Source organism: Candidatus Pantoea symbiotica, assembly GCF_056491525.1.
The window spans coordinates 3,600,684-3,624,490 of the sequence record NZ_JBSZHR010000002.1 but is presented as its reverse complement, the minus strand read 5'-3'; the positions used below and the strand labels follow the sequence as shown (position 1 = coordinate 3,624,490).

Sequence of the window (23,807 nt, the reverse complement as noted above, 5' to 3'; positions counted from 1 at the left end):
GGCGTCCCAGTGACTCACCTGCTGGGCTTTTTTAACTTAGAACGTCTAAGAATCAGAGGAATCAAATGGCTCGTAAAACACCCATTGAGCGCTACCGTAACATTGGTATCAGTGCGCACATCGACGCCGGTAAGACTACAACTACCGAACGTGTTCTGTTCTACACCGGTGTAAACCACAAAATCGGTGAAGTTCATGACGGCGCAGCAACCATGGACTGGATGGAGCAGGAGCAGGAACGTGGTATTACCATCACGTCCGCTGCGACTACTTGCTACTGGTCTGGTATGGCTAAGCAGTTTGAACCACACCACGTAAACATCATCGACACCCCGGGACACGTTGACTTCACCATCGAAGTTGAGCGTTCTATGCGTGTGCTTGATGGCGCAGTAATGGTTTACTGTGCAGTTGGTGGTGTTCAGCCACAGTCTGAAACCGTATGGCGCCAGGCTAACAAATATAAAGTTCCACGCATCGCGTTCGTTAACAAAATGGACCGTATGGGTGCTAACTTCCTGAAAGTTGTTGACCAGATGAAAGTGCGCTTGGGTGCAAACCCAGTTCCACTTCAGCTGGCTATCGGCGCAGAAGAAGGTTTCACCGGTGTTGTTGACCTGGTGAAAATGAAAGCGATCAACTGGAACGATGCCGATCAGGGCGTTACCTTCGTTTACGAAGATATCCCAGCTGATATGCAGGAACTGGCTGAAGAGTGGCGTGCAAATCTGGTTGAAGCCGCTGCTGAAGGTTCTGATGAGCTGATGGAGAAATTCTTCGGCGGTGAAGAACTGACAGAAGAAGAGATCAAAACTTCTCTGCGTAAGCGCGTTCTGAAAAACGAAATCATCCTGGTTACCTGTGGTTCTGCATTTAAGAACAAAGGTGTTCAGGCGATGCTGGATGCGGTAGTTGAATACCTGCCAGCACCGACTGACGTTACCGCGATTAACGGTATGCTGGACGACGGTAAAGACACGCCGGCTGAGCGTCATTCCGATGACAAAGAGCCGTTTGCTGCACTGGCGTTCAAAATCGCTACCGACCCGTTTGTTGGTAACCTGACCTTCTTCCGCGTTTACTCTGGTGTTGTTAACACCGGTGACACCGTGTACAACCCGGTTAAGTCAAACCGTGAGCGTCTGGGCCGTATCGTTCAGATGCACGCGAACAAGCGTGAAGAGATCAAGGAAGTTCGTGCAGGCGATATCGCCGCTGCGATCGGTCTGAAAGACGTAACTACTGGTGACACCCTGTGTGACCCAGACAACGTCATCATTCTTGAGCGTATGGAATTCCCTGAGCCGGTAATCTCTATCGCCGTTGAGCCGAAAACTAAAGCTGACCAGGAAAAAATGGGTCTGGCTCTGGGTCGTCTGGCGAAGGAAGATCCATCATTCCGCGTATGGACTGATGAAGAAACCAACCAGACCATCATCGCTGGTATGGGTGAGCTGCACCTCGACATCATCGTTGACCGCATGAAGCGTGAATTCAACGTTGAAGCGAACGTCGGTAAACCTCAGGTTGCTTACCGTGAAGCGATTCGCGCGAAAGTTACCGATATTGAAGGTAAACACGCCAAGCAGTCTGGTGGTCGTGGTCAGTACGGTCATGTTGTTATCGACATGTACCCACTGGAACCAGGTGTGAACCCGAAAGGTTACGAATTTGTCAACGATATCAAGGGCGGTGTGATTCCAACTGAATACATCCCTGCGGTTGATAAAGGTCTCCAGGAGCAGCTGAAATCAGGTCCACTGGCTGGTTATCCGGTAGTTGATCTGGGTGTTCGTCTGCACTTCGGTTCATACCATGATGTCGACTCCTCTGAGCTGGCGTTTAAACTGGCTGCATCTTTGGCCTTTAAAGATGGCTTTAAGAAAGCACAACCAGTGCTGCTTGAGCCAATCATGAAGGTTGAAGTAGAGACTCCGGAAGAGAACACCGGTGACGTTATCGGTGACCTTAGCCGTCGTCGTGGTATGCTCAAAGGACAGGAATCTAACGCTACTGGCGTTCAGATCCATGCTGAAGTTCCGCTGTCTGAAATGTTCGGATATGCAACCCAGCTGCGTTCTCTGACCAAAGGCCGTGCTTCTTACTCCATGGAGTTCCTGAAGTACGATGATGCGCCGAACAACGTCGCTCAGGCCGTTATTGAAGCTCGTAGCAAATAAGCTACGGTTTAAAAATTGTGAACTGATGCCTTCATGACTCATGAAGGCACAACGTAAGGAATTATCGCCATGGCGAAAGAGCAATTTCAGCGTAACAAACTGCACGTAAACGTCGGCACCATCGGTCACGTTGACCATGGTAAAACCACTCTGACTGCAGCAATCACCACCGTTCTGGCTAAAACCTACGGCGGTAAGGCAAGCAAATTCGACGAGATCGATAAAGCGCCAGAAGAGAAAGCACGTGGTATCACCATCAACACTTCTCACGTTGAATATGAAACCCCGAATCGCCACTATGCGCACGTTGACTGCCCAGGCCACGCCGACTATGTGAAAAACATGATCACCGGTGCTGCACAGATGGACGGCGCGATCCTGGTTGTTGCTGCGACTGATGGCCCAATGCCACAGACCCGTGAGCACATCCTGCTGGGTCGTCAGGTTGGCGTTCCTTACATCATCGTGTTCCTGAACAAGTGCGACATGGTTGATGATGAAGAGCTGCTGGAACTGGTTGAGATGGAAGTACGTGACCTGCTGTCAGCATATGACTTCCCAGGCGACGACACTCCAATCGTACGTGGTTCTGCTCTGAAAGCGCTGGAAGGCGACGCTGAGTGGGAAGCTAAGATCATTGAACTGGCTGGTCATCTGGATACCTATATCCCAGAGCCAGTACGTGCAATCGACAAGCCGTTCCTGCTGCCAATCGAAGACGTATTCTCAATCTCTGGCCGTGGTACTGTTGTTACCGGTCGTGTTGAGCGCGGTATCGTTAAAGTGGGCGACGAAGTTGAAGTTGTTGGCCTGAAAGATACTGTTAAATCAACCTGTACTGGCGTTGAAATGTTCCGCAAACTGCTGGATCAGGGTCAGGCAGGCGAGAACTGTGGTGTTCTGCTGCGTGGTATCAAGCGTGAAGATATCGAGCGTGGTCAGGTTCTGGCTAAGCCGGGTTCAATCAAGCCACATACCCAGTTCACTTCAGAAGTTTACGTTCTGTCTAAAGATGAAGGCGGCCGTCATACTCCGTTCTTCAAAGGCTACCGTCCTCAGTTCTACTTCCGTACTACTGACGTGACTGGTGACGTTCAACTGCCAGAAGGCGTTGAGATGGTAATGCCAGGCGACAACGTAAAAATGACCGTTACTTTGATCAAGCCAATCGCTATGGATCAGGGTCTGCGTTTCGCAATCCGTGAAGGCGGCCGTACTGTTGGTGCGGGTGTTGTTGCTGAAATCATCGCTTAATTGCGTTAATGTCGATGGCTGTTTCGGCAGTCATCGCAGCATGAAAAAGAGCACTTCGGTGCTCTTTTTTTATGTCTGAATTTTGCCGTTTCGATTAATCCCACATAAAAGCTGCGTTTGAAATAAAAACCATTCTCATTTACAATTTGATCATAAATTGTACGGGAGTCCGCAGTAAATGTACGTCTGCTTGTGTAATGCCGTGAGTGATAAAACTCTACGCGAAGTGGTTCGCCGCTATCAACCCAAATCGATTCAACAATTGCGTCAACTGGTTCCCATTGGCAAGCAATGTGGGAAGTGCGTGCGCTTTGCACGGGAAATTATGGAAGATGAACTGCAAAACGTGCCGCTCTACAAAGAGATAGCCTGATAGCTTAATTCTGCACTCCGAAATACCCACAATAACTGTCGCGTTTTTTTGACTTCCTTTCATCCGCATCTACGCTCTATTTAGTTGGAAGCGGAGGAAGCAAAATGAAGGGCGACGGTAAAATCATAAATCATCTCAACAAATTGCTGGGGAATGAACTGGTTGCGATTAATCAGTACTTCCTTCATGCGCGTATGTTCAAAAATTGGGGTCTGACCCGGCTCAATGACGTTGAGTATCATGAGTCGATCGATGAAATGAAGCATGCTGATAAGTACATCGAACGCATTCTTTTTCTTGAAGGGATTCCTAACCTGCAAGATCTCGGTCGATTACGCATCGGTGAAGACGTGCCGGAGATGCTGCAGTCTGACCTGACATTAGAACTGGAAGGCGCAAAGGATTTGCGCGAAGCGATAGCCTATGCCGACAAGGTTCATGACTATGTCAGCAGAGACATGATGATTGAAATTCTGACGGAAGAGGAGGGCCACATTGACTGGCTGGAAACTGAACTCGATTTGGTGAACAAACTCGGCCTGCAAAATTATCTTCAGTCTCAATTAAAAGATCAAAACGAACATTAGCCTTATGCCCAATCAGCAATGTCATGCAAGCCCGCGCCAGTCAAAAACGATTGCCGCGGGTTTTTTTGGGACTTAAGCCAGATAGATGTGGTTAAAAACACAACACGGGTTGCTTCCTAAACAGATTTACGTATAATGCGCGGGCCTGCCGATATTGGTGCGGCGCGATTCGAGCAGAATCGCAGGGGATAGCTGTCTATGTATCGCCTAACAATACTCCCAATTGGGGAGTTATATGCTGAACGATTACACTCCTCCATCAATCGTAATGGATGTGGGTAGTAATTCTTTTCGTTTATAAAATGTTTGGAGCCTTGGTCTCATGTCGAACCAAAGAATCCGTATCCGTCTTAAAGCGTTTGATCATCGCCTGATCGATCAATCAACCGCGGAAATCGTTGAGACTGCCAAGCGCACTGGTGCGCAGGTACGTGGTCCGATCCCGCTGCCAACCCGCAAAGAGCGTTTTACCGTTCTGATCTCTCCGCACGTTAACAAAGACGCGCGTGATCAGTACGAAATCCGCACTCACAAGCGTCTGGTAGACATCGTTGAGCCAACTGAAAAAACCGTTGATGCTCTGATGCGTCTGGACCTGGCTGCCGGTGTTGACGTGCAGATCAGCCTGGGTTAATCAGGTCATCGAGCGATTGAGAGGTTGATACAATGATTGGTTTAGTCGGTAAAAAAGTGGGTATGACCCGCATCTTCACTGAAGATGGCGTTTCAATCCCAGTAACCGTTATCGAAGTTGAAGCAAACCGCGTTACTCAGGTCAAAGGCCTGGACAACGATGGTTACCAAGCTATCCAGGTTACCACCGGTGCTAAAAAAGCAAGCCGTGTGAGCAAGCCTGAAGCAGGTCATTTTGCTAAAGCTGGCGTTGACGCTGGCCGTGGTCTGTGGGAATTCCGCACCGAAGGTGAAGATTTCTCTGTTGGCCAGAGCATCAGTGTTGAAATTTTCGCTGACGTTAAAAAAGTAGACGTTACCGGTACCTCTAAAGGTAAAGGTTTCGCAGGTACCGTTAAGCGCTGGAACTTCCGTACCCAGGACGCTACACACGGTAACTCCTTGTCACACCGCGTTCCGGGTTCTATCGGTCAGAACCAGACTCCGGGCAAAGTGTTCAAAGGCAAGAAAATGGCTGGTCAGCTGGGTAATGAGCGCGTAACCGTTCAGAGCCTGGAAGTAGTACGTGTTGACGCTGAGCGCAACCTGCTGCTGGTCAAAGGTGGCGTCCCGGGTGCAACTGGGTGCGATCTGATTGTTAAACCAGCTGTGAAGGCGTAAGGGGATAGCAATGGAATTAGTACTGAAAGACGCGCAGAGCGCGCTGACTGTTTCCGAAACTACCTTCGGTCGTGATTTCAACGAAGCGCTGGTTCACCAGGTTGTTGTTGCTTATGCCGCTGGTGCTCGTCAGGGTACTCGTGCGCAGAAGACTCGTGCTGAAGTTACTGGTTCAGGTAAAAAGCCTTGGCGCCAGAAAGGTACCGGCCGTGCGCGTTCAGGTTCTGTAAAGAGCCCGATCTGGCGTTCAGGTGGCGTGACCTTCGCTGCACGTCCACAGGACCACAGTCAAAAAGTTAACAAAAAGATGTACCGCGGCGCGCTGAAAAGCATCCTGTCCGAGCTGGTACGTCAGGACCGTCTGATCGTTGTCGAGACGTTCTCTGTAGAAGCGCCTAAAACTAAGCTGCTGGTACAGAAACTGAAAGACATGGCGCTGCAAGATGTGCTGATCATCACCGGTGAACTGGATGAGAATCTGTTCCTGGCTGCGCGTAACCTGTACAAGGTTGACGTGCGTGATGCAGCGGGCATCGACCCAGTTAGCCTGATCGCCTTCGACAAAGTCGTTATGACTGCGGAAGCAGTTAAGCAAGTTGAGGAGATGCTGGCATGATCCGTGAAGAACGTCTGCTGAAAGTAGTGCGTGCACCGCACGTATCAGAAAAAGCATCTACTGCGATGGAAAAAACCAATACCATCGTTCTCAAAGTTGCTAAAGACGCGACCAAAGCAGAGATCGTTGCTGCTGTTGAGAAGCTGTTCGAAGTGGAAGTTAAAGACGTAAACACCCTGGTAGTTAAAGGGAAAGTTAAGCGTCACGGACAGCGTATCGGTCGTCGTAGCGACTGGAAAAAAGCTTACGTCACCCTGAAGGAAGGCCAGAATCTGGACTTCGTCGGCGGCGCTGAGTAAGTCGGAGGAGAAAGACAATGGCAGTTGTTAAATGTAAACCGACATCTCCGGGTCGTCGCCACGTAGTTAAAGTGGTGAACCCAGAGCTGCACAAGGGCAAACCATTTGCTCCGCTGGTAGAAAAAAACAGCAAATCCGGTGGTCGTAACAACAATGGTCGTATCACTACCCGTCATATCGGTGGTGGTCACAAGCAGGCTTACCGTATTGTTGACTTCAAACGCAACAAAGATGGTATCCCAGCAGTTGTTGAGCGTCTTGAGTACGATCCGAACCGTTCTGCGAACATCGCACTGGTTCTGTACAAAGATGGCGAGCGCCGTTACATCCTGGCCCCTAAAGGCCTGAAAGCCGGCGATCAGATTCAATCTGGCGTTGATGCTGCGATTAAAGCAGGTAACACCCTGCCGATGCGTAACATCCCGGTGGGTTCTACCGTTCATAACGTAGAAATGAAACCAGGCAAAGGCGGTCAGATTGCTCGCTCAGCTGGTACTTACGTGCAGATCGTTGCGCGTGAAGGTTCCTACGTTACCCTGCGTCTGCGTTCAGGCGAAATGCGCAAAGTTGAATCCGAATGTCGTGCAACTCTCGGCGAAGTCGGCAACTCTGAGCACATGCTGCGCGTACTGGGTAAAGCTGGTGCAACCCGTTGGCGTGGTGTTCGTCCTACCGTTCGCGGTACTGCGATGAACCCAGTCGATCACCCGCACGGTGGTGGTGAAGGTCGTAACTTTGGTAAGCACCCGGTAACTCCGTGGGGCGTTCAGACCAAAGGTAAGAAGACCCGTAGCAACAAGCGTACTGATAAATTTATCGTACGTCGCCGTAGCAAATAATTTTAGAGGATAAGCCATGCCACGTTCTCTCAAGAAAGGTCCTTTTATTGACCTGCACTTGCTGAAGAAGGTAGAGAAAGCGGTGGAAAGCGGTGACAAGAAGCCCCTGCGCACTTGGTCCCGTCGTTCAACGATCTTCCCTAACATGATCGGTTTGACCATCGCTGTCCATAATGGTCGTCAGCACGTTCCTGTCTTTGTTTCCGACGAAATGGTCGGCCACAAACTGGGTGAATTTGCACCGACACGTACTTATCGCGGCCATGCTGCAGATAAGAAAGCCAAGAAGAAATAAGTAGGAGGAAGAGATGGAAACTATTGCTCAACATCGCCATGCTCGTTCTTCTGCTCAGAAGGTTCGCCTGGTGGCAGACCTGATTCGCGGTAAGAAAGTGTCGCAGGCTCTGGATATTCTGACCTACACCAACAAGAAAGCTGCTGTGTTGGTTAAGAAAGTCCTGGAATCTGCCATTGCGAACGCCGAACACAACGATGGCGCTGATATCGACGATCTGAAAGTCGCGAAAATCTTCGTAGACGAAGGCCCAAGCATGAAGCGCATTATGCCGCGTGCGAAAGGTCGTGCAGATCGCATCCTGAAGCGCACCAGCCACATTACTGTGGTTGTGTCCGATCGCTGAGACTCTGGAGACTAGCAATGGGTCAGAAAGTACATCCTAATGGTATTCGCCTGGGTATTGTAAAACCATGGAACTCTACCTGGTTTGCGAACACCAAAGAATTCGCTGACAACCTGGACAGCGATTTTAAAGTCCGTCAGTTCCTTACTAAGGAACTGTCGAAAGCGTCTGTATCTCGTATCGTTATCGAGCGTCCGGCTAAGAGCATCCGTGTGACTATTCACACTGCTCGCCCGGGTATCGTTATCGGTAAGAAAGGTGAAGACGTAGAAAAACTGCGTACGGTCGTCGCGAAAATCGCTGGCGTTCCTGCACAGATCAACATCGCCGAAGTGCGTAAGCCGGAACTGGACGCTAAATTGGTTGCTGATAGCATCACTTCACAGCTGGAGCGTCGTGTGATGTTCCGTCGTGCTATGAAGCGTGCTGTACAGAACGCAATGCGTCTGGGCGCGAAGGGTATTAAAGTTGAAGTCAGCGGCCGTTTGGGCGGTGCCGAGATCGCACGTACCGAATGGTACCGTGAAGGTCGCGTACCGTTGCACACACTGCGTGCAGACATTGACTACAACACCTCTGAAGCGCACACCACTTATGGTGTAATCGGCGTTAAGGTATGGATCTTCAAAGGCGAGATCCTGGGTGGTATGGCTGCTGTTGAACAACCGGAACCGGCTGCTCAACCTAAAAAGCAGCAGCGTAAAGGCCGTAAGTAAGGAGAGTCGCTGATGTTACAACCAAAGCGTACGAAATTCCGTAAAGTGCACAAAGGCCGCAACCGTGGTCTGGCGCAAGGTACGGATGTCAGCTTCGGTACTTTCGGTCTGAAAGCTGTTGGCCGTGGTCGTCTGACTGCTCGTCAGATCGAAGCAGCACGTCGTGCTATGACCCGTGCAGTTAAGCGTCAAGGTAAAATTTGGATCCGTGTATTCCCGGACAAACCAATTACCGAGAAGCCGCTGGAAGTGCGTATGGGTAAAGGTAAGGGTAACGTGGAGTATTGGGTTGCCCTCATTCAACCGGGTAAAGTCCTGTATGAAATGGACGGCGTTCCGGAAGAGCTGGCCCGTGAAGCCTTCAAGCTGGCAGCAGCAAAACTGCCTATCAAAACCACCTTTGTTACTAAGACGGTGATGTAATGAAAGCAAATGAGCTGCGTGAAAAAAGCGTTGAAGAGCTGAACACTGAGCTTCTTAACCTGCTGCGTGAGCAGTTTAACCTGCGCATGCAAGCAGCATCCGGCCAACTTCAGCAAACCCATCTGCTGAAAGAAGTTCGTCGTAATGTTGCACGTGTTAAGACTTTACTGACTGAGAAGGCGGCGTAATGACCGATAAAATCCGTACTCTGCAGGGTCGTGTTATTAGTGACAAAATGCAGAAATCTGCAGTTGTTGCTATCGAACGTGTCGTGAAACACCCGATCTACGGTAAATTCATCAAGCGTACGACTAAGCTGCACATCCATGACGAGAACAACGAATGTGGTATTGGTGACGTGGTAGAAATCCGCGAAACCCGTCCACTGTCTAAGACTAAGTCTTGGGCGTTGGTTCGCGTTGTAGAGAAAGCGGTTCTGTAATAGAATCCGCTTCCTCTAAAAAATAAAATGAACGGCTCGTCTGAGCCGTTCATTTTTTCTACCCATGTGCGAGAACCGGTGTTATAATGCCGCGCCCTCAATTATGGGGCTTTTTAACGACCTGAGGTTTGGGTCCCGAAGTAGTAGTTGACATTAGCGGAGCACTAAAATGATCCAAGAACAGACTATGCTGAACGTCGCCGACAACTCCGGTGCACGTCGCGTAATGTGTATCAAGGTTCTGGGTGGCTCGCACCGTCGCTACGCAGGCGTCGGCGATATCATCAAAGTGACCATCAAGGAAGCAATTCCTCGTGGCAAGGTGAAAAAAGGTGATGTCCTGAAAGCGGTAGTGGTGCGCACCAGGAAGGGTGTTCGTCGCCCGGACGGTTCTGTCATTCGCTTCGATGGTAATGCATGCGTTATTTTAAACAATAACAGCGAGCAACCTATCGGTACGCGTATTTTTGGGCCGGTAACTCGTGAACTTCGTACTGAAAAGTTCATGAAAATTATCTCTCTGGCACCAGAAGTACTCTAAGGAGCGAGCAATGGCAGCGAAAATCCGTCGTAACGACGAAGTTATCGTGCTTACCGGCAAAGACAAAGGTAAACGCGGTAAAGTAAAGAACGTCCTGACTTCTGGTAAAGTCATCGTTGAAGGTATCAACCTGGTTAAGAAACATCAGAAGCCGGTTCCGGCCCTGAACCAACCAGGTGGCATCGTTGAGAAAGAAGCTGCTATTCAAGCTTCCAACGTTGCACTCTTCAATGCGGCAACCGGCAAGGCTGACCGTGTAGGCTTTAGATTCGAAGACGGCAAAAAAGTCCGTTTCTTCAAGTCTAATAGCGAAACTATCAAGTAATTTGGAGTAGTACGATGGCGAAACTGCATGATTACTACAAAGACGAAGTAGTCCAGAAACTCATGACAGAGTTCGGCTACAATTCTGTCATGCAAGTCCCTCGGGTCGAGAAGATCACCCTGAACATGGGTGTTGGTGAAGCGATCGCTGACAAGAAACTGCTGGATAACGCAGCAGCTGACCTGGCAGCAATCTCCGGTCAAAAACCGCTGATCACCAAAGCACGCAAATCAGTTGCAGGCTTCAAAATCCGTCAGGGCTATCCGATCGGCTGTAAAGTAACTCTGCGCGGTGAGCGTATGTGGGAGTTCTTTGAGCGTCTGATCACTATTGCTGTACCACGTATTCGTGACTTCCGCGGTTTATCTGCGAAGTCGTTCGATGGTCGTGGTAACTACAGCATGGGCGTTCGTGAGCAGATCATCTTCCCAGAAATCGATTATGACAAAGTCGATCGCGTTCGTGGTTTGGATATTACCATTACCACTACTGCGAAATCTGATGATGAAGGCCGTGCTCTGCTGGCTGCCTTTGAATTCCCATTCCGCAAGTAAGGTAGGGTTACTTAATGGCTAAGCAATCGATGAAAGCACGCGAAGTTAAGCGTGTGAAATTAGCAGACAAGTTCTTCGCCAAGCGCGTAGAACTGAAAGCGATCATTTCTGATGTGAACGCATCCGACGAAGATCGTTGGGATGCCGTTCTCAAGCTGCAGAGTCTGCCGCGTGATTCCAGCCCTTCCCGTCAGCGTAACCGCTGCCGTCAGACAGGTCGTCCGCACGGTTTCTTGCGGAAGTTTGGGTTGAGCCGTATCAAGGTCCGTGAAGCCGCAATGCGCGGTGAGATCCCGGGTCTTAAAAAGGCTAGCTGGTAATTGTCACCATTTGAATCACGGGAGTAACACAGATGAGCATGCAAGATCCGATCGCGGATATGCTGACCCGTATCCGTAACGGTCAGGCCGCGAACAAAGTTGCGGTCTCTATGCCTTCCTCCAAGCTGAAAGTGGCAATTGCCAACGTGCTGAAGGAAGAAGGCTATATTGAAGATTTTAAAATCGAAGGCGATATCAAGTCTGAGCTGGAAGTTACTTTAAAGTATTTCCAGGGCAAGGCTGTGGTAGAGAGCATTCAGCGTGTTAGTCGTCCAGGTCTGCGCATCTATAAGAAAAAAGATGAGCTGCCAAAAGTAATGGCTGGTCTGGGCATCGCTGTAATCTCTACCTCTAAAGGTGTCATGACTGATCGTGCAGCGCGCCAAGCTGGTCTTGGTGGCGAAATTATCTGCTACGTAGCGTAATCGGAGGAATAAAATGTCTCGTGTTGCAAAAGCACCTGTCGTTGTTCCTGCGGGCGTAGAGGTAAAACTCAGCGGTCAGGAAGTTTCGATCAAAGGCAAAAACGGCGAGCTGACTCGTACTATCAACAGTGCTGTAGAAGTTAAGCATGCAGACAACGCCCTGACTTTCGCTCCACGCGAAGGTTATGCGGATGGTTGGGCACAAGCAGGTACTGCTCGTGCGCTGCTGAACGGCATGGTTATCGGTGTTACCGAAGGCTTCACCAAGAAGCTGCAACTGGTTGGTGTTGGTTATCGTGCAGCTGTTAAAGGCAACTCTGTGAGCTTGGCCCTGGGCTTCTCTCACCCTGTTGACCATGCACTGCCGGCCGGCATCACTGCTGAATGTCCAACTCAGACTGAGATCGTGCTGAAAGGCGCTGATAAACAGCTGATTGGTCAGGTTGCAGCTGATCTGCGCGCCTACCGTCGTCCTGAGCCTTATAAAGGCAAGGGTGTTCGTTACGCCGACGAAGTCGTGCGTACCAAAGAGGCTAAGAAGAAGTAAGGTAACACTATGGATAAGAAATCTGCTCGTATCCGTCGTGCGACCCGTGCACGTCGCAAGCTCAAAGAGCTGGGTGCTACTCGCCTGGTGGTACATCGTACCCCGCGTCATATTTACGCACAGGTGATCGCCCCGAACGGTTCCGAAGTTCTGGTTGCTGCTTCTACTGTAGAAAAAGCTATTGCCGAACAACTGAAGTATACCGGTAACAAAGACGCCGCTGCAGCTGTAGGTAAAGCTCTGGCTGAGCGCGCTGTTGAGAAAGGCATTACTAATGTCTCTTTCGACCGTTCCGGGTTCCAATATCATGGTCGTGTCCAGGCACTGGCAGATGCTGCCCGTGAAGCTGGCCTTCAGTTCTAAGGTAGAGGTCTAAGATGTCAAACATCGAGAAACAAGCTGGCGAACTGCAGGAAAAACTGATCGCGGTAAACCGTGTATCTAAAACTGTAAAAGGTGGTCGTATTTTCTCCTTCACCGCACTGACTGTAGTGGGTGATGGTAACGGCCGCGTTGGTTTTGGTTACGGTAAAGCGCGTGAAGTTCCAGCAGCGATCCAGAAAGCGATGGAGAAAGCCCGTCGCAATATGATTAACGTCGCGCTGACTCACGGCACCCTGCAGCACCCTGTTAAAGGTGCTCACACAGGTTCTCGTGTGTTCATGCAGCCAGCTTCTGAAGGTACCGGTATCATCGCCGGCGGTGCAATGCGCGCTGTTTTAGAAGTTGCTGGAGTACATAACGTTCTGGCTAAAGCGTATGGTTCTACTAACCCGATTAACGTGGTTCGTGCAACTATTGATGGCCTGGGCAATATGAATTCTCCGGAAATGGTCGCTGCCAAGCGTGGTAAATCCGTTGAAGAAATTCTGGGGTAATCACGATGGCTAAGACAATTAAAATTACACAAACCCGCAGTTCAATCGGCCGCCTGCCTAAGCACAAAGCGACTCTGGTTGGCTTGGGTCTGCGTCGCATCAATCACACCGTTGAGCGTGAAGATACGCCTGCTGTACGCGGTATGATTAACGCGATTTCCTACATGCTGAAAGTGGAGGAGTAAGAGATGCGTTTAAACACTCTGTCTCCGGCCGAAGGGTCTAAACACGCTTCTAAGCGTCTGGGGCGTGGTATCGGTTCTGGCCTCGGTAAAACTGGTGGTCGTGGTCACAAAGGTCAGAACTCTCGTTCTGGCGGTGGCGTACGTCGCGGTTTCGAGGGTGGTCAGATGCCTCTGTACCGTCGTCTGCCGAAATTCGGTTTCACCTCTCGCAAAGCAATGATCACGACAGAAGTTCGTTTGTCTGATCTGGCGAAAGTTGAAGGCGGTATTGTTGACCTGAATACGCTGAAAGCGGCCAATATTATCGGTGTTCAGATTGAATTCGCGAAAGTGATTCTTTCTGGTGAAGTTTCTGCACCGGTAACGGTTCGCGGTCTGCGTGTCACCAAAGGTGCTCGTGCTGCAATCGAAGCTGCTGGCGGTAAAATCGAGGAATAAGTAGCAGATGGCAAAGCAACCGGGATTAGATTTTCAAAGTGCCAAAGGTGGCTTTGGTGAACTGAAGCGCAGACTGTTGTTTGTAATCGGTGCACTCATTGTCTTCCGAATTGGCTCTTTTATTCCAATCCCCGGTATCGATGCCACTGTACTTGCCAAACTGCTTGAGCAACAGCGTGGCACCATCATTGAAATGTTTAACATGTTCTCTGGTGGTGCTCTCAGTCGTGCCTCAATCTTCGCACTGGGTATTATGCCGTATATTTCGGCTTCTATTATTATCCAGCTGCTGACGGTGGTTCATCCAGCGTTAGCTGAGATTAAGAAAGAGGGTGAAGCTGGTCGTCGTAAGATTAGCCAGTACACTCGCTACGGCACACTGGTTCTGGCTGTATTCCAGTCGATCGGTATTGCTACCGGTTTACCGAATATGCCTGGAATGCAGGGACTGGTAATGAATCCAGGCTTTGCATTCTACTTTACCGCTGTTGTAAGTCTGGTTACCGGGACAATGTTCCTGATGTGGCTGGGCGAACAGATTACTGAACGAGGTATTGGTAACGGTATCTCGATCATTATCTTCGCAGGTATTGTTGCGGGCCTCCCGCCGGCCATTGGCCATACCATCGAGCAAGCGCGGCAAGGTGACCTGCACTTCCTTCTGTTGCTGTTGGTTGCAGTTCTAGTATTTGCAGTGACGTTCTTTGTTATTTTCGTCGAGCGTGGCCAGCGCCGCATTGTGGTCAACTACGCTAAACGTCAGCAAGGTCGTCGTGTATATGCTGCACAGAGCACACATTTACCGTTGAAAGTGAACATGGCGGGCGTAATCCCAGCTATTTTTGCTTCCAGCATTATTCTGTTCCCGGCGACCATAGCATCATGGTTCGGGGGCGGTACCGGTTGGAACTGGCTGACAACAATTTCGCTGTATTTGCAACCAGGACAGCCGCTTTATGTGCTACTCTATGCGACTGCAATCATCTTCTTCTGTTTCTTCTACACGGCGTTGGTCTTCAACCCACGTGAAACAGCAGATAACCTGAAGAAGTCTGGTGCATTCGTACCGGGAATTCGTCCGGGAGAGCAAACGGCGAAGTACATCGATAAAGTAATGACACGTCTGACCTTAATTGGCGCACTGTATATTACTTTTATCTGCCTGATCCCGGAGTTCATGCGTGATGCTATGAAAGTTCCATTCTACTTTGGCGGCACATCGCTGCTCATTGTAGTGGTCGTCATCATGGACTTTATGGCTCAAGTGCAAACTCTGATGATGTCAAGTCAGTACGAGTCTGCATTGAAGAAAGCTAACCTGAAAGGCTACGGCCGTTAATTCGGGTGCTTGAGAAGTTACGGAGAGTAAAAATGAAAGTTCGTGCTTCCGTCAAGAAATTATGTCGTAACTGCAAAATCATTCGCCGCGACGGTGTCGTACGTGTGATCTGCAGCGCCGAGCCAAAGCATAAACAGCGCCAAGGCTGATATTGTCACATATTTTTCTTGCAAAGTCGGGTTGAGCTGGCTAGATTAGCCAGCCAATCTTTTGTATGTCGATGCGTTACCATTTGAGTATCCTGAAAACGGGCTTTTCAGCATGGGACGCATTTGTTTAATTATAGGAGTGCATAGTGGCCCGTATAGCAGGCATTAACATTCCTGATCAAAAACATACCGTTATCGCATTAACTTCGATTTTCGGTATCGGTAAAACTCGTTCTAAAGCCATCTGCGCTTCAACGGGTATTGCTGAAAATGTTAAGATCAGAGAGCTGTCTGAAGAACAAATTGAACAGCTGCGTGAAGCAGTTGGTAAATTCGTTGTTGAAGGTGATCTGCGCCGTGAAATCACCCTGAGCATCAAGCGTCTGATGGACCTTGGTTGCTATCGTGGTTTACGCCATCGTCGTGGTCTGCCAGTTCGCGGTCAGCGTACTAAGACCAATGCACGTACCCGTAAGGGTCCGCGTAAACCGATCAAGAAATAATCGGGGTGAGTAAATAATGGCAAAGGCACCAGTTCGTGCACGTAAGCGTGTAAGAAAACAAGTCTCAGATGGCGTGGCTCATGTCCATGCATCTTTTAACAACACCATCGTTACCATTACTGATCGTCAGGGTAACGCACTGGGTTGGGCAACCGCCGGTGGTTCCGGTTTCCGCGGTTCACGTAAATCTACTCCGTTTGCTGCTCAGGTAGCTGCAGAGCGCTGTGCAGAAGCAGTGAAAGATTACGGTATTAAGAATCTGGAAGTTATGGTTAAGGGTCCGGGTCCGGGTCGCGAATCAACAATTCGTGCTCTGAACGCTGCTGGTTTCCGCATCACTAATATTACTGATGTGACTCCAATCCCTCACAACGGTTGTCGTCCGCCGAAAAAACGTCGCGTTTAATCGCCCGTTTTTAGGTTAGTTGGAGAAAGAAAATGGCAAGATATTTGGGTCCTAAGCTCAAGCTGAGCCGTCGTGAGGGTACCGACTTATTCCTTAAGTCTGGCGTTCGCGCGATCGATACCAAGTGCAAAATTGAACAACCACCTGGTCAGCATGGTGCGCGTAAACCGCGTCTGTCTGACTACGGCGGCCAGTTGCGTGAAAAGCAGAAAGTTCGTCGTATGTACGGCGTGCTGGAGCGTCAGTTCCGCAACTACTATAAAGAAGCAGCACGTCTGAAAGGCAACACAGGTGAAAACCTGCTGGCCCTGCTGGAAGGTCGTCTGGATAACGTTGTTTACCGTATGGGCTTTGGCGCCACTCGTGCAGAAGCACGTCAGCTGGTTAGCCATAAATCTATCCTGGTGAACGGTCGCGTTGTTAACATCGCTTCTTATCAGGTATCTCCGAATGATGTCGTAAGCATCCGTGAGAAAGCCAAACAGCAATCTCGCGTGAAGGCCGCTCTGGAGCTGGCTGAGCAGCGTGAAAAGCCAACCTGGCTGGAAGTTGATGCTACTAAGATGGAGGGTGTGTTCAAGCGTATTCCTGAACGTACTGATCTGTCTGCGGACATTAACGAACACCTGATCGTCGAGCTTTACTCTAAGTAAAGCTTAGTACCAAAGAGAGGACACAATGCAGGGTTCTGTGACAGAGTTTCTAAAACCGCGCCTGGTAGATATCGAGCAAGTGAGTTCGACGCACGCCAAGGTGACCCTTGAGCCGTTAGAGCGTGGCTTTGGCCATACTCTTGGTAACGCACTGCGCCGTATTCTGCTTTCTTCCATGCCGGGTTGCGCGGTGACCGAGGTTGAGATTGATGGTGTGCTTCATGAGTACTCCACCAAAGAGGGCGTACAGGAAGATATCCTGGAAATCCTGCTTAACCTGAAAGGGTTGGCGGTAAGAGTTCAAGGTAAAGATGAAGTCATCCTTACTCTGAATAAATCTGGCATTGGCCCTGTGACTGCAGCCGACATCACCCACGACGGTGATGTTGAAATCGTCAAGCCGCAGCATGTGATCTGCCACCTGACCGATGAAAACGCATCTATTAGCATGCGTATCAAAGTTCAGCGTGGTCGTGGTTATGTGCCGGCTTCTGCCCGAATTCATTCGGAAGAAGATGAGCGCCCAATCGGCCGTCTGTTGGTTGACGCTTGCTACAGCCCTGTAGACCGTATCGCCTACAATGTTGAAGCAGCGCGTGTAGAACAGCGTACCGACCTGGACAAGCTGGTCATCGAAATGGAAACCAACGGCACAATCGATCCTGAAGAGGCGATTCGTCGTGCGGCAACCATCCTGGCAGAACAACTGGAAGCTTTCGTTGACTTACGTGATGTACGTCAGCCGGAAGTGAAAGAAGAGAAACCAGAATTCGATCCGATCCTGCTGCGCCCTGTTGACGATCTGGAATTGACTGTCCGCTCTGCTAACTGCCTTAAGGCAGAAGCTATCCACTACATCGGTGATCTGGTACAGCGTACCGAGGTTGAGCTGCTTAAAACGCCTAACCTGGGTAAAAAATCTCTTACTGAGATTAAAGATGTCCTTGCTTCACGTGGTTTGTCTCTGGGCATGCGCCTGGAAAACTGGCCACCAGCAAGCATTGCTGATGAATAACCCGATCACAGGTTAAGGTTTCACTGAGAAGGATAAGGTCATGCGCCATCGTAAGAGTGGTCGTCAACTGAACCGCAACAGCAGCCATCGTCAGGCTATGTTCCGCAACATGGCTGGTTCTCTGGTTCGTCATGAGATCATTAAGACGACTCTGCCGAAAGCCAAAGAGCTGCGCCGCGTAGTTGAGCCGCTGATTACTCTTGCCAAGACCGACAGCGTAGCTAATCGTCGTCTGGCATTCGCCCGCACTCGTGATAACGAGATCGTGGCAAAACTGTTTAACGAGCTGGGCCCGCGTTTCGCGAGCCGTGCCGGTGGTTACACTCGCATTTTGAAGTGTGGCTTCCGTGCTGGTGACAACGCTCCGATGGCTTACATCGAGCTGGTTGATCGTCCAGAAGCTCAAGCAGAAGCTACTGCAGAGTAATTTGCAGTATCGTAGAAAACCCGCTTCGGCGGGTTTTTTATTGTCCGTAATTCCTTCCCATTTACTCCCCTTTCGCTATGCTAATGGCAGATATACCCGCCAGGAACGCTCATATGTGGCTAATCGATCAACTTGTTGAGCAGCACATCCGTGAAGCTCAGGAAAAAGGTGAACTGAGTAATCTGCCCGGCGAAGGCGCGCCTTTACAGTTAGATGATGACAGCGGAGTGCCGGTTGAACTGCGCACGGCATATCGTCTATTGAAAAACTCTGGTCACTTACCACCGGAACTTGAAATGCGTCGGGAAGCGTTAGCGTTAAATGATCTGCTTCGTGAACTGAATCCTGATGATGGCAAGGCACGTGAATTATCGAAACGCTTAGCACTGTTAGAAATAAAACTCCAGCAAGCCGGAATCAGTACCGACTTCTTGCGAGGCGATTATGGCGACGTCGTCCATCATCATTTGCAGCGGGAGAAATAGCATGTACCGAATTGGCCAACTGGCAAAAATGGCGAATGTTACGCCAGATACTATCCGTTTTTATGAAAAACAGCAGATGATGAATCACGAGGTACGTACTGAGGGCGGCTTTCGCCTTTATAGTGAAGATGATTTACAGCGACTGCGCTTTATTCGCTATGGTCGCCAACTCGGCTTCAGCTTAGAATCAATTCGTGGTTTATTGTCGATCCGCATCGATCCTGAACATCACACATGCCAGGAATCCAAAGCCATTGTGGCGAAGCGTTTAGATGAAGTTAATGGCATGATCGCTGAACTGCAGACGATCCAGCGTTCATTGCATCGTTTGGCTGATACCTGCTGCGGCGACGCACATAGCAGCGCCTGCTGTTCAATACTTGAAGCTCTGGAAAGAGGTGAAGAGCCGCAGCCTGAAATTTGTTGCAGCAAGGATTGAATTTTGCGCTGGAAGGAATATAGTTGCGCCGTTAATAACCGGAGGACGAGATGACTCGCTATCAGCACCAAAAAGGTAAAATCAACGACAATGCACTTGAAGCATTATTACATGATCCACTGTTTAGGCAGCGCGTTGAGAAGAATCAGAAAGGAAAAGGCAGCTACCAACGTAAAAACAAACATGCTAAAGGACGTAACTGGGAGGCCAGTGATAAGCAGAAGAGTTTATCACTGGTCTTCTTCTTTAGAGACAAAAAAGCCGCCTTATTTGGGCGGCTTTTTCATCATAATTTATCGTGATTTTGTTGTTTTAACAGGTCACGGATTTCAGTAAGCAGTAACTCTTCATTTGTTGGCTTAGGGGCAGCTTTCTCAACTTCTTTTTTCTGATAAAGCTTATTCATTACTTTAATTGCCAGGAAGATTGCGAAGGCAACAATAACGAAATCAAATACAGTCTGAATAAAGTTACCGTACTCCATCACTACAGCAGGAATATCACCTTCTGCTGGCTTTAGTACCCACTTGAACTGTTTGAAATCGACGCCACCAATCAGCAAGCCAAGTGGCGGCATGATGATATTGGCAACCAGTGAAGAAACAATCTTACCAAAAGCGGCACCGATGATGACACCGACTGCCAGGTCAACCACGTTCCCACGCATTGCAAAATCACGAAACTCTTTGAATAAACTCATTGTTATCTCCTTGCCTTGGCCAATGGCTAAAGTCTAACAAACCTTTCTGCAATTGCCATTAGAACAATGGATTAAGCAAAACTTTCACGGCGGGCTTTCGCCCGCAGCTTTTACAGGAAGAATGGACTTGGCTGGAACAGACGCTCAACATCGGGCACAAACTTCTTATCCGTCAGGAACATAATTACGTGATCGCCCTGTTCAACACGCACATTATCATTGGCGATGATCACTTCATCACCGCGCACCACAGCACCGATAATGGTTCCCGGCGGCAGCTTAATATCTTCTATAAGGCGTCCAACCACGCGAGATGTTGTTTCATCGCCATGTGCGATAGCTTCGATGGCTTCTGCAATACCGCGGCGTAGTGAAGAAACGCCAACGATATCTGCTTTGCGGACGTGGCTAAGCAGCGCCGAGATGGTGGCTTGTTGTGGCGAAATCGCAATGTCGATCACGCTGCCTTGAACAAGATCGACATAGGCGCGGCGCTGGATCAGCACCATCACTTTCTTAGCGCCCATTTTCTTGGCCAGCATGGCCGACATAATATTAGCTTCATCATCATTAGTGACCGCAATGAAGAGATCCACCTGATCGACATGCTCTTCGGCCAGCAATTCCTGATCCGAAGCATCGCCGTAAAACACGATGGTATCGTGTAATCGTTCTGCTAGTTCCGCCGCACGCTGTTGATTACGTTCAATCAATTTCACGCTGTACTGTTTTTCGAGGCGCTGCGCCAATCCAAAGCCGATATTTCCGCCGCCAACCAGCATGATGCGCTTATACGGTTTTTCCAGACGCTGCATTTCGCTCATTACCGCTCGAATATGCTGGCTCGCGGCAATAAAGAACACTTCATCGCCGGCTTCCACAATCGTAGAACCCTGCGGCCGAATTGGGCGATCCTGGCGGAAAATCGCCGCGACTCGCGTATCAATATGCGGCATATGTTCCCGCATGATCGACAAAGGATTCCCGACCAGCGGACCGCCATAATAGGCTTTAACCACTGCGAGGCTCACTTTGCCTTCGGCAAAATTCACCACCTGAAGTGCGCCAGGATACTGAATCAAACGGTAGATATTATCGATCACCAACTGCTCAGGAGAGATCAAATGATCAATCGGCACGGCTTCCGGCACAAACAGCTTTTCAGCATCGCGTAAGTATTCTGCGGCACGAATACGCGCGATACGATTGGGCGTATTGAAAAGCGAATACGCAATCTGACAAGCCACCATATTGGTTTCATCGGAGTTGGTTACCGCCACCAACATATCCGCATCTTCAGCACCGGCTTCACGCAAAATACGCGGATGGGATCCGTGACCATGCACTACGCGCAGATCAAATTTGTCCTGCAACACGCGCAAACGCGTGGCATCGCTGTCGACGACGGTAATATCGTTATTTTCCCCGACCAAATTTTCTGCCAGGGTTCCGCCGACCTGGCCGGCGCCGAGGATAATGATTTTCATGGCTTAGATGCTCTTGTCAGCGTGCGCAGCACTATTTTTTCATCAGCTTAGCGTAGAAGAAGCCGTCGCCGCCATCGATGGTCGGGAAAACCTGCCAGCCATTGGTTTGTCCCTGTGGCAACTTCTCAGCCACGGCGTCGCTGTGCGCTGCCAAAAAGGCGCTGATTTGGTTGTGGTTCTCTTCCGGCAATATTGAGCAGGTGGCATAAATCATCGTGCCGCCAGATTTCAGACGCGGCCAAACGGCCTCAAGAATTTCACGCTGCAGATTCGCCAGCTCAGGAATATCACGATCGCGACGCAACCACTTGATGTCTGGATGACGACGAATTACGCCTGTGGCAGAGCAGGGTGCATCGAGCAGGATGCGATCAAACTGCATATCACCGCACCATTCTGCCGGTGTGCGGCCATCGCCCTGACGCACTTCAGCCTGCATGCCTAAGCGCTGCAAGTTCTCATGCACGCGGAGTAGGCGTTGCGGGTCAACATCGACAGCCAATACTTTGGCCTGCGGCGCGATTTCGAGGATATGTGTGGTTTTACCACCCGGAGCAGCGCAGAGATCGAGAATCGATTCCCCATCTTTTGGCTCAAGCAGCAGTGCGCAACGTTGTGCTGAAAGATCCTGCACCGTTACCCAACCCTGATCGAAGCCCGGCAGCTGGCTAACTGGAGCAGGTGATTCCAGACGCAATGCATCTTGCGCATCGCCAGGAAAAGCCACTTTCTCTTCTGCCTGCAATAGTGCCAGCCAGGCATCACGACTGTGATGCTGGCGATTGACGCGCAGCCACATCGGCGGTCGCTGATTGTTGGCTTCAACAATCTGTTGCCACTGTTCTGGCCATGCTGCTTGCAGACGTTTTAGCAACCAGCTTGGGTGCCAGTAACGTTGCGAGCCCTGATCGACTTCGGCTAACAGCGCTTCTTGCTGACGCAGGAACTGGCGCAACACGCCATTTAACAGGCCTTTCAAAGCCGTACGCTTTAGCACTTCAGCACCCGCCACGGTTTCTGCCAGCGCCGCATGGGCCGGCACGCGGGTATAAAGTAGCTGATAAAGGCCAACCATCAACAGATAATGCAACACTCGCTGCTTACCGGTTAAGGTGCGTTCCATCAGTTTGCCGATTAAGGCTTCCAGCTGCGGCAGTGTGCGCATCACGCCAAAACAGAGCTCTTGCAGCAGCGCGCTATCTTTATCGGATAAGGTCTTTTGCGCGCCCGGCAAAATGGCACTTAGCGACTCGCCTTTGTCCACAACGCGTTCAATGAGTTGCGCGGCCAGGCTGCGCAAGTTGGTAGCTTTTTTCATGTTATTTCATCAAACAAAAAGCCCGGTTAAACCGGGCTTGGAAGATCAGGCCAGAACGGTTCCAGGTACGAACCATTCGCGGCGCGAATTGAGCAGGTCCTGAGCGGACATGGCTTTTTTACCGGCAGGTTGCAGCGATACCAGATTCAGCACACCATTGGCCGTTGCAATCTGAATGCCTTGTTTATCAGCATGAACGATTTCACCGGGTTGTTTGTTCTGATGCGGCAAAACCGTTGCCCGCCAGACTTTTACCGGTTGCTCTTCAATCATGAAATAGCTCATTGGCCATGGATTGAAGGCACGAATACAACGTTCCAACTGCGCTGCTGAAAGTGACCAATCGAGACGCGCTTCTTCTTTACTCAGCTTCTCGGCATAAGAGACCAGCGCTTCATCCTGAACTTCAGGCTTGGCATTACCACTTGCCAGCAGATCCAGCGTTAACAGCATGCCTTGTGGACCGAGTTGCGCCAGTTTCTCATACAGCGAAGCGCTGGTATCTTCAGCCGTAATTGGGCAGGAGAGTTTATGCAGCATGTCGCCGGTATCAAGGCCAACATCCATCTGCATGATGGTGACACCGGTTTCGGTATCGCCGGCCCAGAGAGAGCGTTGGATTGGGGCCGCACCGCGCCAGCGTGGCAGCAGCGAACCATGCACATTAATACAACCCAGGCGCGGCATCGCCAACACGGCTTTCGGCAGGATCAAGCCATAAGCGACCACCACCATGATATCGGCCTGCAGATCGGCAACCAGATGCTGATTCTCTTCAGGCTTCAGGGATTTCGGCTGAAATACGGGAATATCGTGAGCCTGTGCCAGTACTTTGACCGGGCTTGGCGTAAGCTTGTTTCCGCGTCCGGCTGGACGATCGGGCTGGGTAAAGACGCCAACAACCTGATGCTCAGAAGCAAGCAGCGCGTCTAAATGACGCGCTGCAAAGTCAGGTGTACCGGCAAAGATAATTTTGAGCGGTGCAGACACAGTTTAACCTTCTATTAGCA

Annotated in this window: 39 protein-coding genes; 35 read left to right on the top strand and 4 right to left on the bottom strand. The window is 50.1% G+C overall.

The features are described from left to right. Positions 1-65: 65 nt before the first annotated feature. The 35 genes from fusA (at position 66) to ACXIZX_RS17345 (ending at position 19,594) form a co-directional block, all read left to right on the top strand. Positions 66-2,180 carry an elongation factor G gene (gene fusA / locus ACXIZX_RS17515; protein WP_061719702.1) on the top strand — a complete coding sequence of 705 codons (2,115 nt, stop codon included), beginning with the start codon at positions 66-68 and terminating at the stop codon, positions 2,178-2,180. Positions 2,181-2,249: 69 nt separating this feature from the next. Further along, positions 2,250-3,434, top strand: coding sequence for an elongation factor Tu (gene tuf, locus ACXIZX_RS17510; protein ID WP_179453205.1), 1,185 nt, complete (start codon positions 2,250-2,252; stop codon positions 3,432-3,434). A gap of 178 nt (positions 3,435-3,612) precedes the next feature. Then, a complete protein-coding gene (bfd, locus tag ACXIZX_RS17505) occupies positions 3,613-3,807 on the top strand; it encodes a bacterioferritin-associated ferredoxin (RefSeq protein WP_008104746.1) in 195 nt (64 codons plus the stop codon). A 104-nt stretch (positions 3,808-3,911) separates the two neighbouring features. Then, positions 3,912-4,394 (top strand): bacterioferritin, encoded by a 483-nt coding sequence (bfr, locus tag ACXIZX_RS17500; RefSeq protein WP_154157684.1) that lies wholly within the window; start codon positions 3,912-3,914, stop codon positions 4,392-4,394. Between the two features lie 322 nt (positions 4,395-4,716). Next, positions 4,717-5,028 carry a 30S ribosomal protein S10 gene (rpsJ, locus tag ACXIZX_RS17495; protein WP_006120582.1) on the top strand — a complete coding sequence of 104 codons (312 nt, stop codon included), beginning with the start codon at positions 4,717-4,719 and terminating at the stop codon, positions 5,026-5,028. A gap of 32 nt (positions 5,029-5,060) precedes the next feature. After that, on the top strand, positions 5,061-5,687 hold the full coding sequence (rplC, locus tag ACXIZX_RS17490) for a 50S ribosomal protein L3 (RefSeq protein WP_008104741.1): 627 nt from the start codon (positions 5,061-5,063) through the stop codon (positions 5,685-5,687). Positions 5,688-5,697: 10 nt separating this feature from the next. Then, a complete protein-coding gene (rplD, locus tag ACXIZX_RS17485; RefSeq protein ID WP_007891650.1) occupies positions 5,698-6,303 on the top strand; it encodes a 50S ribosomal protein L4 in 606 nt (201 codons plus the stop codon). Continuing rightward, the gene (rplW, locus tag ACXIZX_RS17480; RefSeq protein ID WP_007891652.1) at positions 6,300-6,602 is read left to right on the top strand and encodes a 50S ribosomal protein L23; all 303 of its coding nucleotides are present in this window, start codon (positions 6,300-6,302) and stop codon (positions 6,600-6,602) included. The genes rplD and rplW overlap by 4 nt, the downstream gene beginning before the upstream one ends. Positions 6,603-6,619: 17 nt before the next feature. Then, complete coding sequence (gene rplB / locus ACXIZX_RS17475) at positions 6,620-7,441, top strand: 50S ribosomal protein L2 (RefSeq protein ID WP_007891654.1); 822 nt, start codon at positions 6,620-6,622, stop codon at positions 7,439-7,441. 16 nt (positions 7,442-7,457) lie between these two features. Next, positions 7,458-7,736 (top strand): 30S ribosomal protein S19, encoded by a 279-nt coding sequence (gene rpsS, locus ACXIZX_RS17470; RefSeq protein WP_001138115.1) that lies wholly within the window; start codon positions 7,458-7,460, stop codon positions 7,734-7,736. 13 nt (positions 7,737-7,749) lie between these two features. Then, positions 7,750-8,082, top strand: a complete 333-nt coding sequence (rplV, locus tag ACXIZX_RS17465) for a 50S ribosomal protein L22 (RefSeq protein WP_007891659.1) — start codon at positions 7,750-7,752, stop codon at positions 8,080-8,082. Positions 8,083-8,099: 17 nt separating this feature from the next. Beyond that, on the top strand, positions 8,100-8,798 hold the full coding sequence (gene rpsC, locus ACXIZX_RS17460; RefSeq protein ID WP_007891660.1) for a 30S ribosomal protein S3: 699 nt from the start codon (positions 8,100-8,102) through the stop codon (positions 8,796-8,798). A gap of 12 nt (positions 8,799-8,810) precedes the next feature. Beyond that, positions 8,811-9,221 carry a 50S ribosomal protein L16 gene (rplP, locus tag ACXIZX_RS17455; RefSeq protein WP_002438716.1) on the top strand — a complete coding sequence of 137 codons (411 nt, stop codon included), beginning with the start codon at positions 8,811-8,813 and terminating at the stop codon, positions 9,219-9,221. Next, on the top strand, positions 9,221-9,409 hold the full coding sequence (gene rpmC / locus ACXIZX_RS17450; protein ID WP_007891662.1) for a 50S ribosomal protein L29: 189 nt from the start codon (positions 9,221-9,223) through the stop codon (positions 9,407-9,409). The genes rplP and rpmC overlap by 1 nt, the downstream gene beginning before the upstream one ends. Continuing rightward, a complete protein-coding gene (gene rpsQ, locus ACXIZX_RS17445) occupies positions 9,409-9,663 on the top strand; it encodes a 30S ribosomal protein S17 (protein ID WP_008104738.1) in 255 nt (84 codons plus the stop codon). The genes rpmC and rpsQ overlap by 1 nt, the downstream gene beginning before the upstream one ends. 169 nt (positions 9,664-9,832) lie before the next feature. Then, a complete protein-coding gene (gene rplN / locus ACXIZX_RS17440; RefSeq protein WP_006120590.1) occupies positions 9,833-10,204 on the top strand; it encodes a 50S ribosomal protein L14 in 372 nt (123 codons plus the stop codon). 10 nt (positions 10,205-10,214) lie between these two features. After that, positions 10,215-10,529, top strand: coding sequence for a 50S ribosomal protein L24 (gene rplX / locus ACXIZX_RS17435; RefSeq protein WP_007891664.1), 315 nt, complete (start codon positions 10,215-10,217; stop codon positions 10,527-10,529). 14 nt (positions 10,530-10,543) lie between these two features. Next, entirely contained in the window at positions 10,544-11,083 is a 540-nt protein-coding gene (gene rplE, locus ACXIZX_RS17430) for a 50S ribosomal protein L5 (RefSeq protein ID WP_007891665.1), read from the top strand. A 14-nt stretch (positions 11,084-11,097) separates the two neighbouring features. After that, on the top strand, positions 11,098-11,403 hold the full coding sequence (gene rpsN / locus ACXIZX_RS17425; protein WP_007891666.1) for a 30S ribosomal protein S14: 306 nt from the start codon (positions 11,098-11,100) through the stop codon (positions 11,401-11,403). A gap of 32 nt (positions 11,404-11,435) precedes the next feature. Further along, on the top strand, positions 11,436-11,828 hold the full coding sequence (rpsH, locus tag ACXIZX_RS17420) for a 30S ribosomal protein S8 (protein WP_007891668.1): 393 nt from the start codon (positions 11,436-11,438) through the stop codon (positions 11,826-11,828). A 13-nt stretch (positions 11,829-11,841) separates the two neighbouring features. Then, positions 11,842-12,375, top strand: coding sequence for a 50S ribosomal protein L6 (rplF, locus tag ACXIZX_RS17415; RefSeq protein WP_008104735.1), 534 nt, complete (start codon positions 11,842-11,844; stop codon positions 12,373-12,375). Between the two features lie 9 nt (positions 12,376-12,384). Beyond that, entirely contained in the window at positions 12,385-12,738 is a 354-nt protein-coding gene (gene rplR / locus ACXIZX_RS17410; protein WP_008104733.1) for a 50S ribosomal protein L18, read from the top strand. A gap of 14 nt (positions 12,739-12,752) precedes the next feature. Next, the gene (gene rpsE / locus ACXIZX_RS17405; RefSeq protein WP_007891679.1) at positions 12,753-13,253 is read left to right on the top strand and encodes a 30S ribosomal protein S5; all 501 of its coding nucleotides are present in this window, start codon (positions 12,753-12,755) and stop codon (positions 13,251-13,253) included. Positions 13,254-13,258: 5 nt separating this feature from the next. Further along, on the top strand, positions 13,259-13,438 hold the full coding sequence (gene rpmD, locus ACXIZX_RS17400) for a 50S ribosomal protein L30 (RefSeq protein WP_007891681.1): 180 nt from the start codon (positions 13,259-13,261) through the stop codon (positions 13,436-13,438). Between the two features lie 3 nt (positions 13,439-13,441). Further along, on the top strand, positions 13,442-13,876 hold the full coding sequence (rplO, locus tag ACXIZX_RS17395) for a 50S ribosomal protein L15 (RefSeq protein ID WP_007891684.1): 435 nt from the start codon (positions 13,442-13,444) through the stop codon (positions 13,874-13,876). A gap of 7 nt (positions 13,877-13,883) precedes the next feature. After that, complete coding sequence (gene secY / locus ACXIZX_RS17390; RefSeq protein ID WP_007891686.1) at positions 13,884-15,215, top strand: preprotein translocase subunit SecY; 1,332 nt, start codon at positions 13,884-13,886, stop codon at positions 15,213-15,215. Positions 15,216-15,247: 32 nt separating this feature from the next. Beyond that, positions 15,248-15,364: a 50S ribosomal protein L36 gene (rpmJ, locus tag ACXIZX_RS17385; protein ID WP_004160566.1), complete on the top strand. Its 117-nt coding sequence runs from the start codon at positions 15,248-15,250 to the stop codon at positions 15,362-15,364. A 146-nt stretch (positions 15,365-15,510) separates the two neighbouring features. After that, entirely contained in the window at positions 15,511-15,867 is a 357-nt protein-coding gene (gene rpsM, locus ACXIZX_RS17380) for a 30S ribosomal protein S13 (protein ID WP_034830736.1), read from the top strand. Between the two features lie 16 nt (positions 15,868-15,883). Continuing rightward, positions 15,884-16,273 carry a 30S ribosomal protein S11 gene (gene rpsK / locus ACXIZX_RS17375; RefSeq protein ID WP_004160563.1) on the top strand — a complete coding sequence of 130 codons (390 nt, stop codon included), beginning with the start codon at positions 15,884-15,886 and terminating at the stop codon, positions 16,271-16,273. 32 nt (positions 16,274-16,305) lie between these two features. Continuing rightward, positions 16,306-16,926, top strand: a complete 621-nt coding sequence (rpsD, locus tag ACXIZX_RS17370; RefSeq protein WP_007891687.1) for a 30S ribosomal protein S4 — start codon at positions 16,306-16,308, stop codon at positions 16,924-16,926. 25 nt (positions 16,927-16,951) lie between these two features. Then, entirely contained in the window at positions 16,952-17,941 is a 990-nt protein-coding gene (locus ACXIZX_RS17365) for a DNA-directed RNA polymerase subunit alpha (RefSeq protein ID WP_007891688.1), read from the top strand. Positions 17,942-17,981: 40 nt separating this feature from the next. Beyond that, positions 17,982-18,368 carry a 50S ribosomal protein L17 gene (rplQ, locus tag ACXIZX_RS17360; RefSeq protein WP_008104728.1) on the top strand — a complete coding sequence of 129 codons (387 nt, stop codon included), beginning with the start codon at positions 17,982-17,984 and terminating at the stop codon, positions 18,366-18,368. 113 nt (positions 18,369-18,481) lie between these two features. Then, the gene (locus tag ACXIZX_RS17355; RefSeq protein WP_479404635.1) at positions 18,482-18,853 is read left to right on the top strand and encodes a DnaJ family domain-containing protein; all 372 of its coding nucleotides are present in this window, start codon (positions 18,482-18,484) and stop codon (positions 18,851-18,853) included. Position 18,854: 1 nt separating this feature from the next. Then, the gene (zntR, locus tag ACXIZX_RS17350) at positions 18,855-19,292 is read left to right on the top strand and encodes a Zn(2+)-responsive transcriptional regulator (RefSeq protein ID WP_479404634.1); all 438 of its coding nucleotides are present in this window, start codon (positions 18,855-18,857) and stop codon (positions 19,290-19,292) included. Between the two features lie 50 nt (positions 19,293-19,342). Next, positions 19,343-19,594 (top strand): alternative ribosome-rescue factor A, encoded by a 252-nt coding sequence (locus ACXIZX_RS17345; protein ID WP_179453202.1) that lies wholly within the window; start codon positions 19,343-19,345, stop codon positions 19,592-19,594. Here the strand turns inward: ACXIZX_RS17345 and mscL are convergent. The 4 genes from mscL to fmt all read right to left on the bottom strand — a co-directional run bounded on the left by mscL (position 19,579) and on the right by fmt (position 23,787). After that, entirely contained in the window at positions 19,579-19,992 is a 414-nt protein-coding gene (gene mscL, locus ACXIZX_RS17340; protein ID WP_008104721.1) for a large-conductance mechanosensitive channel protein MscL, read from the bottom strand. The two genes, ACXIZX_RS17345 and mscL, sit on opposite strands and share 16 nt — an antisense overlap. A gap of 110 nt (positions 19,993-20,102) precedes the next feature. After that, on the bottom strand, positions 20,103-21,479 hold the full coding sequence (gene trkA / locus ACXIZX_RS17335; protein ID WP_007891694.1) for a Trk system potassium transporter TrkA: 1,377 nt from the start codon (positions 21,477-21,479) through the stop codon (positions 20,103-20,105). 31 nt (positions 21,480-21,510) lie between these two features. After that, entirely contained in the window at positions 21,511-22,797 is a 1,287-nt protein-coding gene (gene rsmB, locus ACXIZX_RS17330; RefSeq protein ID WP_179453201.1) for a 16S rRNA (cytosine(967)-C(5))-methyltransferase RsmB, read from the bottom strand. A gap of 45 nt (positions 22,798-22,842) precedes the next feature. Next, the gene (fmt, locus tag ACXIZX_RS17325) at positions 22,843-23,787 is read right to left on the bottom strand and encodes a methionyl-tRNA formyltransferase (RefSeq protein ID WP_179453200.1); all 945 of its coding nucleotides are present in this window, start codon (positions 23,785-23,787) and stop codon (positions 22,843-22,845) included. Positions 23,788-23,807 lie beyond the last annotated feature (20 nt).

Excerpts from the sequence above, each read along its gene's own strand:
- fusA (WP_061719702.1), top strand. The coding sequence starts at position 66 with ATGGCTCGTAAAACACCCATTGAGCGCTACCGTAACATTGGTATCAGT.
- tuf (WP_179453205.1), top strand. The coding sequence starts at position 2,250 with ATGGCGAAAGAGCAATTTCAGCGTAACAAACTGCACGTAAACGTCGGC.
- bfd (WP_008104746.1), top strand. The coding sequence starts at position 3,613 with ATGTACGTCTGCTTGTGTAATGCCGTGAGTGATAAAACTCTACGCGAA.
- bfr (WP_154157684.1), top strand. The coding sequence starts at position 3,912 with ATGAAGGGCGACGGTAAAATCATAAATCATCTCAACAAATTGCTGGGG.
- rpsJ (WP_006120582.1), top strand. The coding sequence starts at position 4,717 with ATGTCGAACCAAAGAATCCGTATCCGTCTTAAAGCGTTTGATCATCGC.
- rplC (WP_008104741.1), top strand. The coding sequence starts at position 5,061 with ATGATTGGTTTAGTCGGTAAAAAAGTGGGTATGACCCGCATCTTCACT.
- rplD (WP_007891650.1), top strand. The coding sequence starts at position 5,698 with ATGGAATTAGTACTGAAAGACGCGCAGAGCGCGCTGACTGTTTCCGAA.
- rplW (WP_007891652.1), top strand. The coding sequence starts at position 6,300 with ATGATCCGTGAAGAACGTCTGCTGAAAGTAGTGCGTGCACCGCACGTA.
- rplB (WP_007891654.1), top strand. The coding sequence starts at position 6,620 with ATGGCAGTTGTTAAATGTAAACCGACATCTCCGGGTCGTCGCCACGTA.
- rpsS (WP_001138115.1), top strand. The coding sequence starts at position 7,458 with ATGCCACGTTCTCTCAAGAAAGGTCCTTTTATTGACCTGCACTTGCTG.
- rplV (WP_007891659.1), top strand. The coding sequence starts at position 7,750 with ATGGAAACTATTGCTCAACATCGCCATGCTCGTTCTTCTGCTCAGAAG.
- rpsC (WP_007891660.1), top strand. The coding sequence starts at position 8,100 with ATGGGTCAGAAAGTACATCCTAATGGTATTCGCCTGGGTATTGTAAAA.
- rplP (WP_002438716.1), top strand. The coding sequence starts at position 8,811 with ATGTTACAACCAAAGCGTACGAAATTCCGTAAAGTGCACAAAGGCCGC.
- rpmC (WP_007891662.1), top strand. The coding sequence starts at position 9,221 with ATGAAAGCAAATGAGCTGCGTGAAAAAAGCGTTGAAGAGCTGAACACT.
- rpsQ (WP_008104738.1), top strand. The coding sequence starts at position 9,409 with ATGACCGATAAAATCCGTACTCTGCAGGGTCGTGTTATTAGTGACAAA.
- rplN (WP_006120590.1), top strand. The coding sequence starts at position 9,833 with ATGATCCAAGAACAGACTATGCTGAACGTCGCCGACAACTCCGGTGCA.
- rplX (WP_007891664.1), top strand. The coding sequence starts at position 10,215 with ATGGCAGCGAAAATCCGTCGTAACGACGAAGTTATCGTGCTTACCGGC.
- rplE (WP_007891665.1), top strand. The coding sequence starts at position 10,544 with ATGGCGAAACTGCATGATTACTACAAAGACGAAGTAGTCCAGAAACTC.
- rpsN (WP_007891666.1), top strand. The coding sequence starts at position 11,098 with ATGGCTAAGCAATCGATGAAAGCACGCGAAGTTAAGCGTGTGAAATTA.
- rpsH (WP_007891668.1), top strand. The coding sequence starts at position 11,436 with ATGAGCATGCAAGATCCGATCGCGGATATGCTGACCCGTATCCGTAAC.
- rplF (WP_008104735.1), top strand. The coding sequence starts at position 11,842 with ATGTCTCGTGTTGCAAAAGCACCTGTCGTTGTTCCTGCGGGCGTAGAG.
- rplR (WP_008104733.1), top strand. The coding sequence starts at position 12,385 with ATGGATAAGAAATCTGCTCGTATCCGTCGTGCGACCCGTGCACGTCGC.
- rpsE (WP_007891679.1), top strand. The coding sequence starts at position 12,753 with ATGTCAAACATCGAGAAACAAGCTGGCGAACTGCAGGAAAAACTGATC.
- rpmD (WP_007891681.1), top strand. The coding sequence starts at position 13,259 with ATGGCTAAGACAATTAAAATTACACAAACCCGCAGTTCAATCGGCCGC.
- rplO (WP_007891684.1), top strand. The coding sequence starts at position 13,442 with ATGCGTTTAAACACTCTGTCTCCGGCCGAAGGGTCTAAACACGCTTCT.
- secY (WP_007891686.1), top strand. The coding sequence starts at position 13,884 with ATGGCAAAGCAACCGGGATTAGATTTTCAAAGTGCCAAAGGTGGCTTT.
- rpmJ (WP_004160566.1), top strand. The coding sequence starts at position 15,248 with ATGAAAGTTCGTGCTTCCGTCAAGAAATTATGTCGTAACTGCAAAATC.
- rpsK (WP_004160563.1), top strand. The coding sequence starts at position 15,884 with ATGGCAAAGGCACCAGTTCGTGCACGTAAGCGTGTAAGAAAACAAGTC.
- rpsD (WP_007891687.1), top strand. The coding sequence starts at position 16,306 with ATGGCAAGATATTTGGGTCCTAAGCTCAAGCTGAGCCGTCGTGAGGGT.
- ACXIZX_RS17365 (WP_007891688.1), top strand. The coding sequence starts at position 16,952 with ATGCAGGGTTCTGTGACAGAGTTTCTAAAACCGCGCCTGGTAGATATC.
- rplQ (WP_008104728.1), top strand. The coding sequence starts at position 17,982 with ATGCGCCATCGTAAGAGTGGTCGTCAACTGAACCGCAACAGCAGCCAT.
- ACXIZX_RS17355 (WP_479404635.1), top strand. The coding sequence starts at position 18,482 with ATGTGGCTAATCGATCAACTTGTTGAGCAGCACATCCGTGAAGCTCAG.
- zntR (WP_479404634.1), top strand. The coding sequence starts at position 18,855 with ATGTACCGAATTGGCCAACTGGCAAAAATGGCGAATGTTACGCCAGAT.
- ACXIZX_RS17345 (WP_179453202.1), top strand. The coding sequence starts at position 19,343 with ATGACTCGCTATCAGCACCAAAAAGGTAAAATCAACGACAATGCACTT.
- mscL (WP_008104721.1), bottom strand. The coding sequence starts at position 19,992 with ATGAGTTTATTCAAAGAGTTTCGTGATTTTGCAATGCGTGGGAACGTG.
- trkA (WP_007891694.1), bottom strand. The coding sequence starts at position 21,479 with ATGAAAATCATTATCCTCGGCGCCGGCCAGGTCGGCGGAACCCTGGCA.
- rsmB (WP_179453201.1), bottom strand. The coding sequence starts at position 22,797 with ATGAAAAAAGCTACCAACTTGCGCAGCCTGGCCGCGCAACTCATTGAA.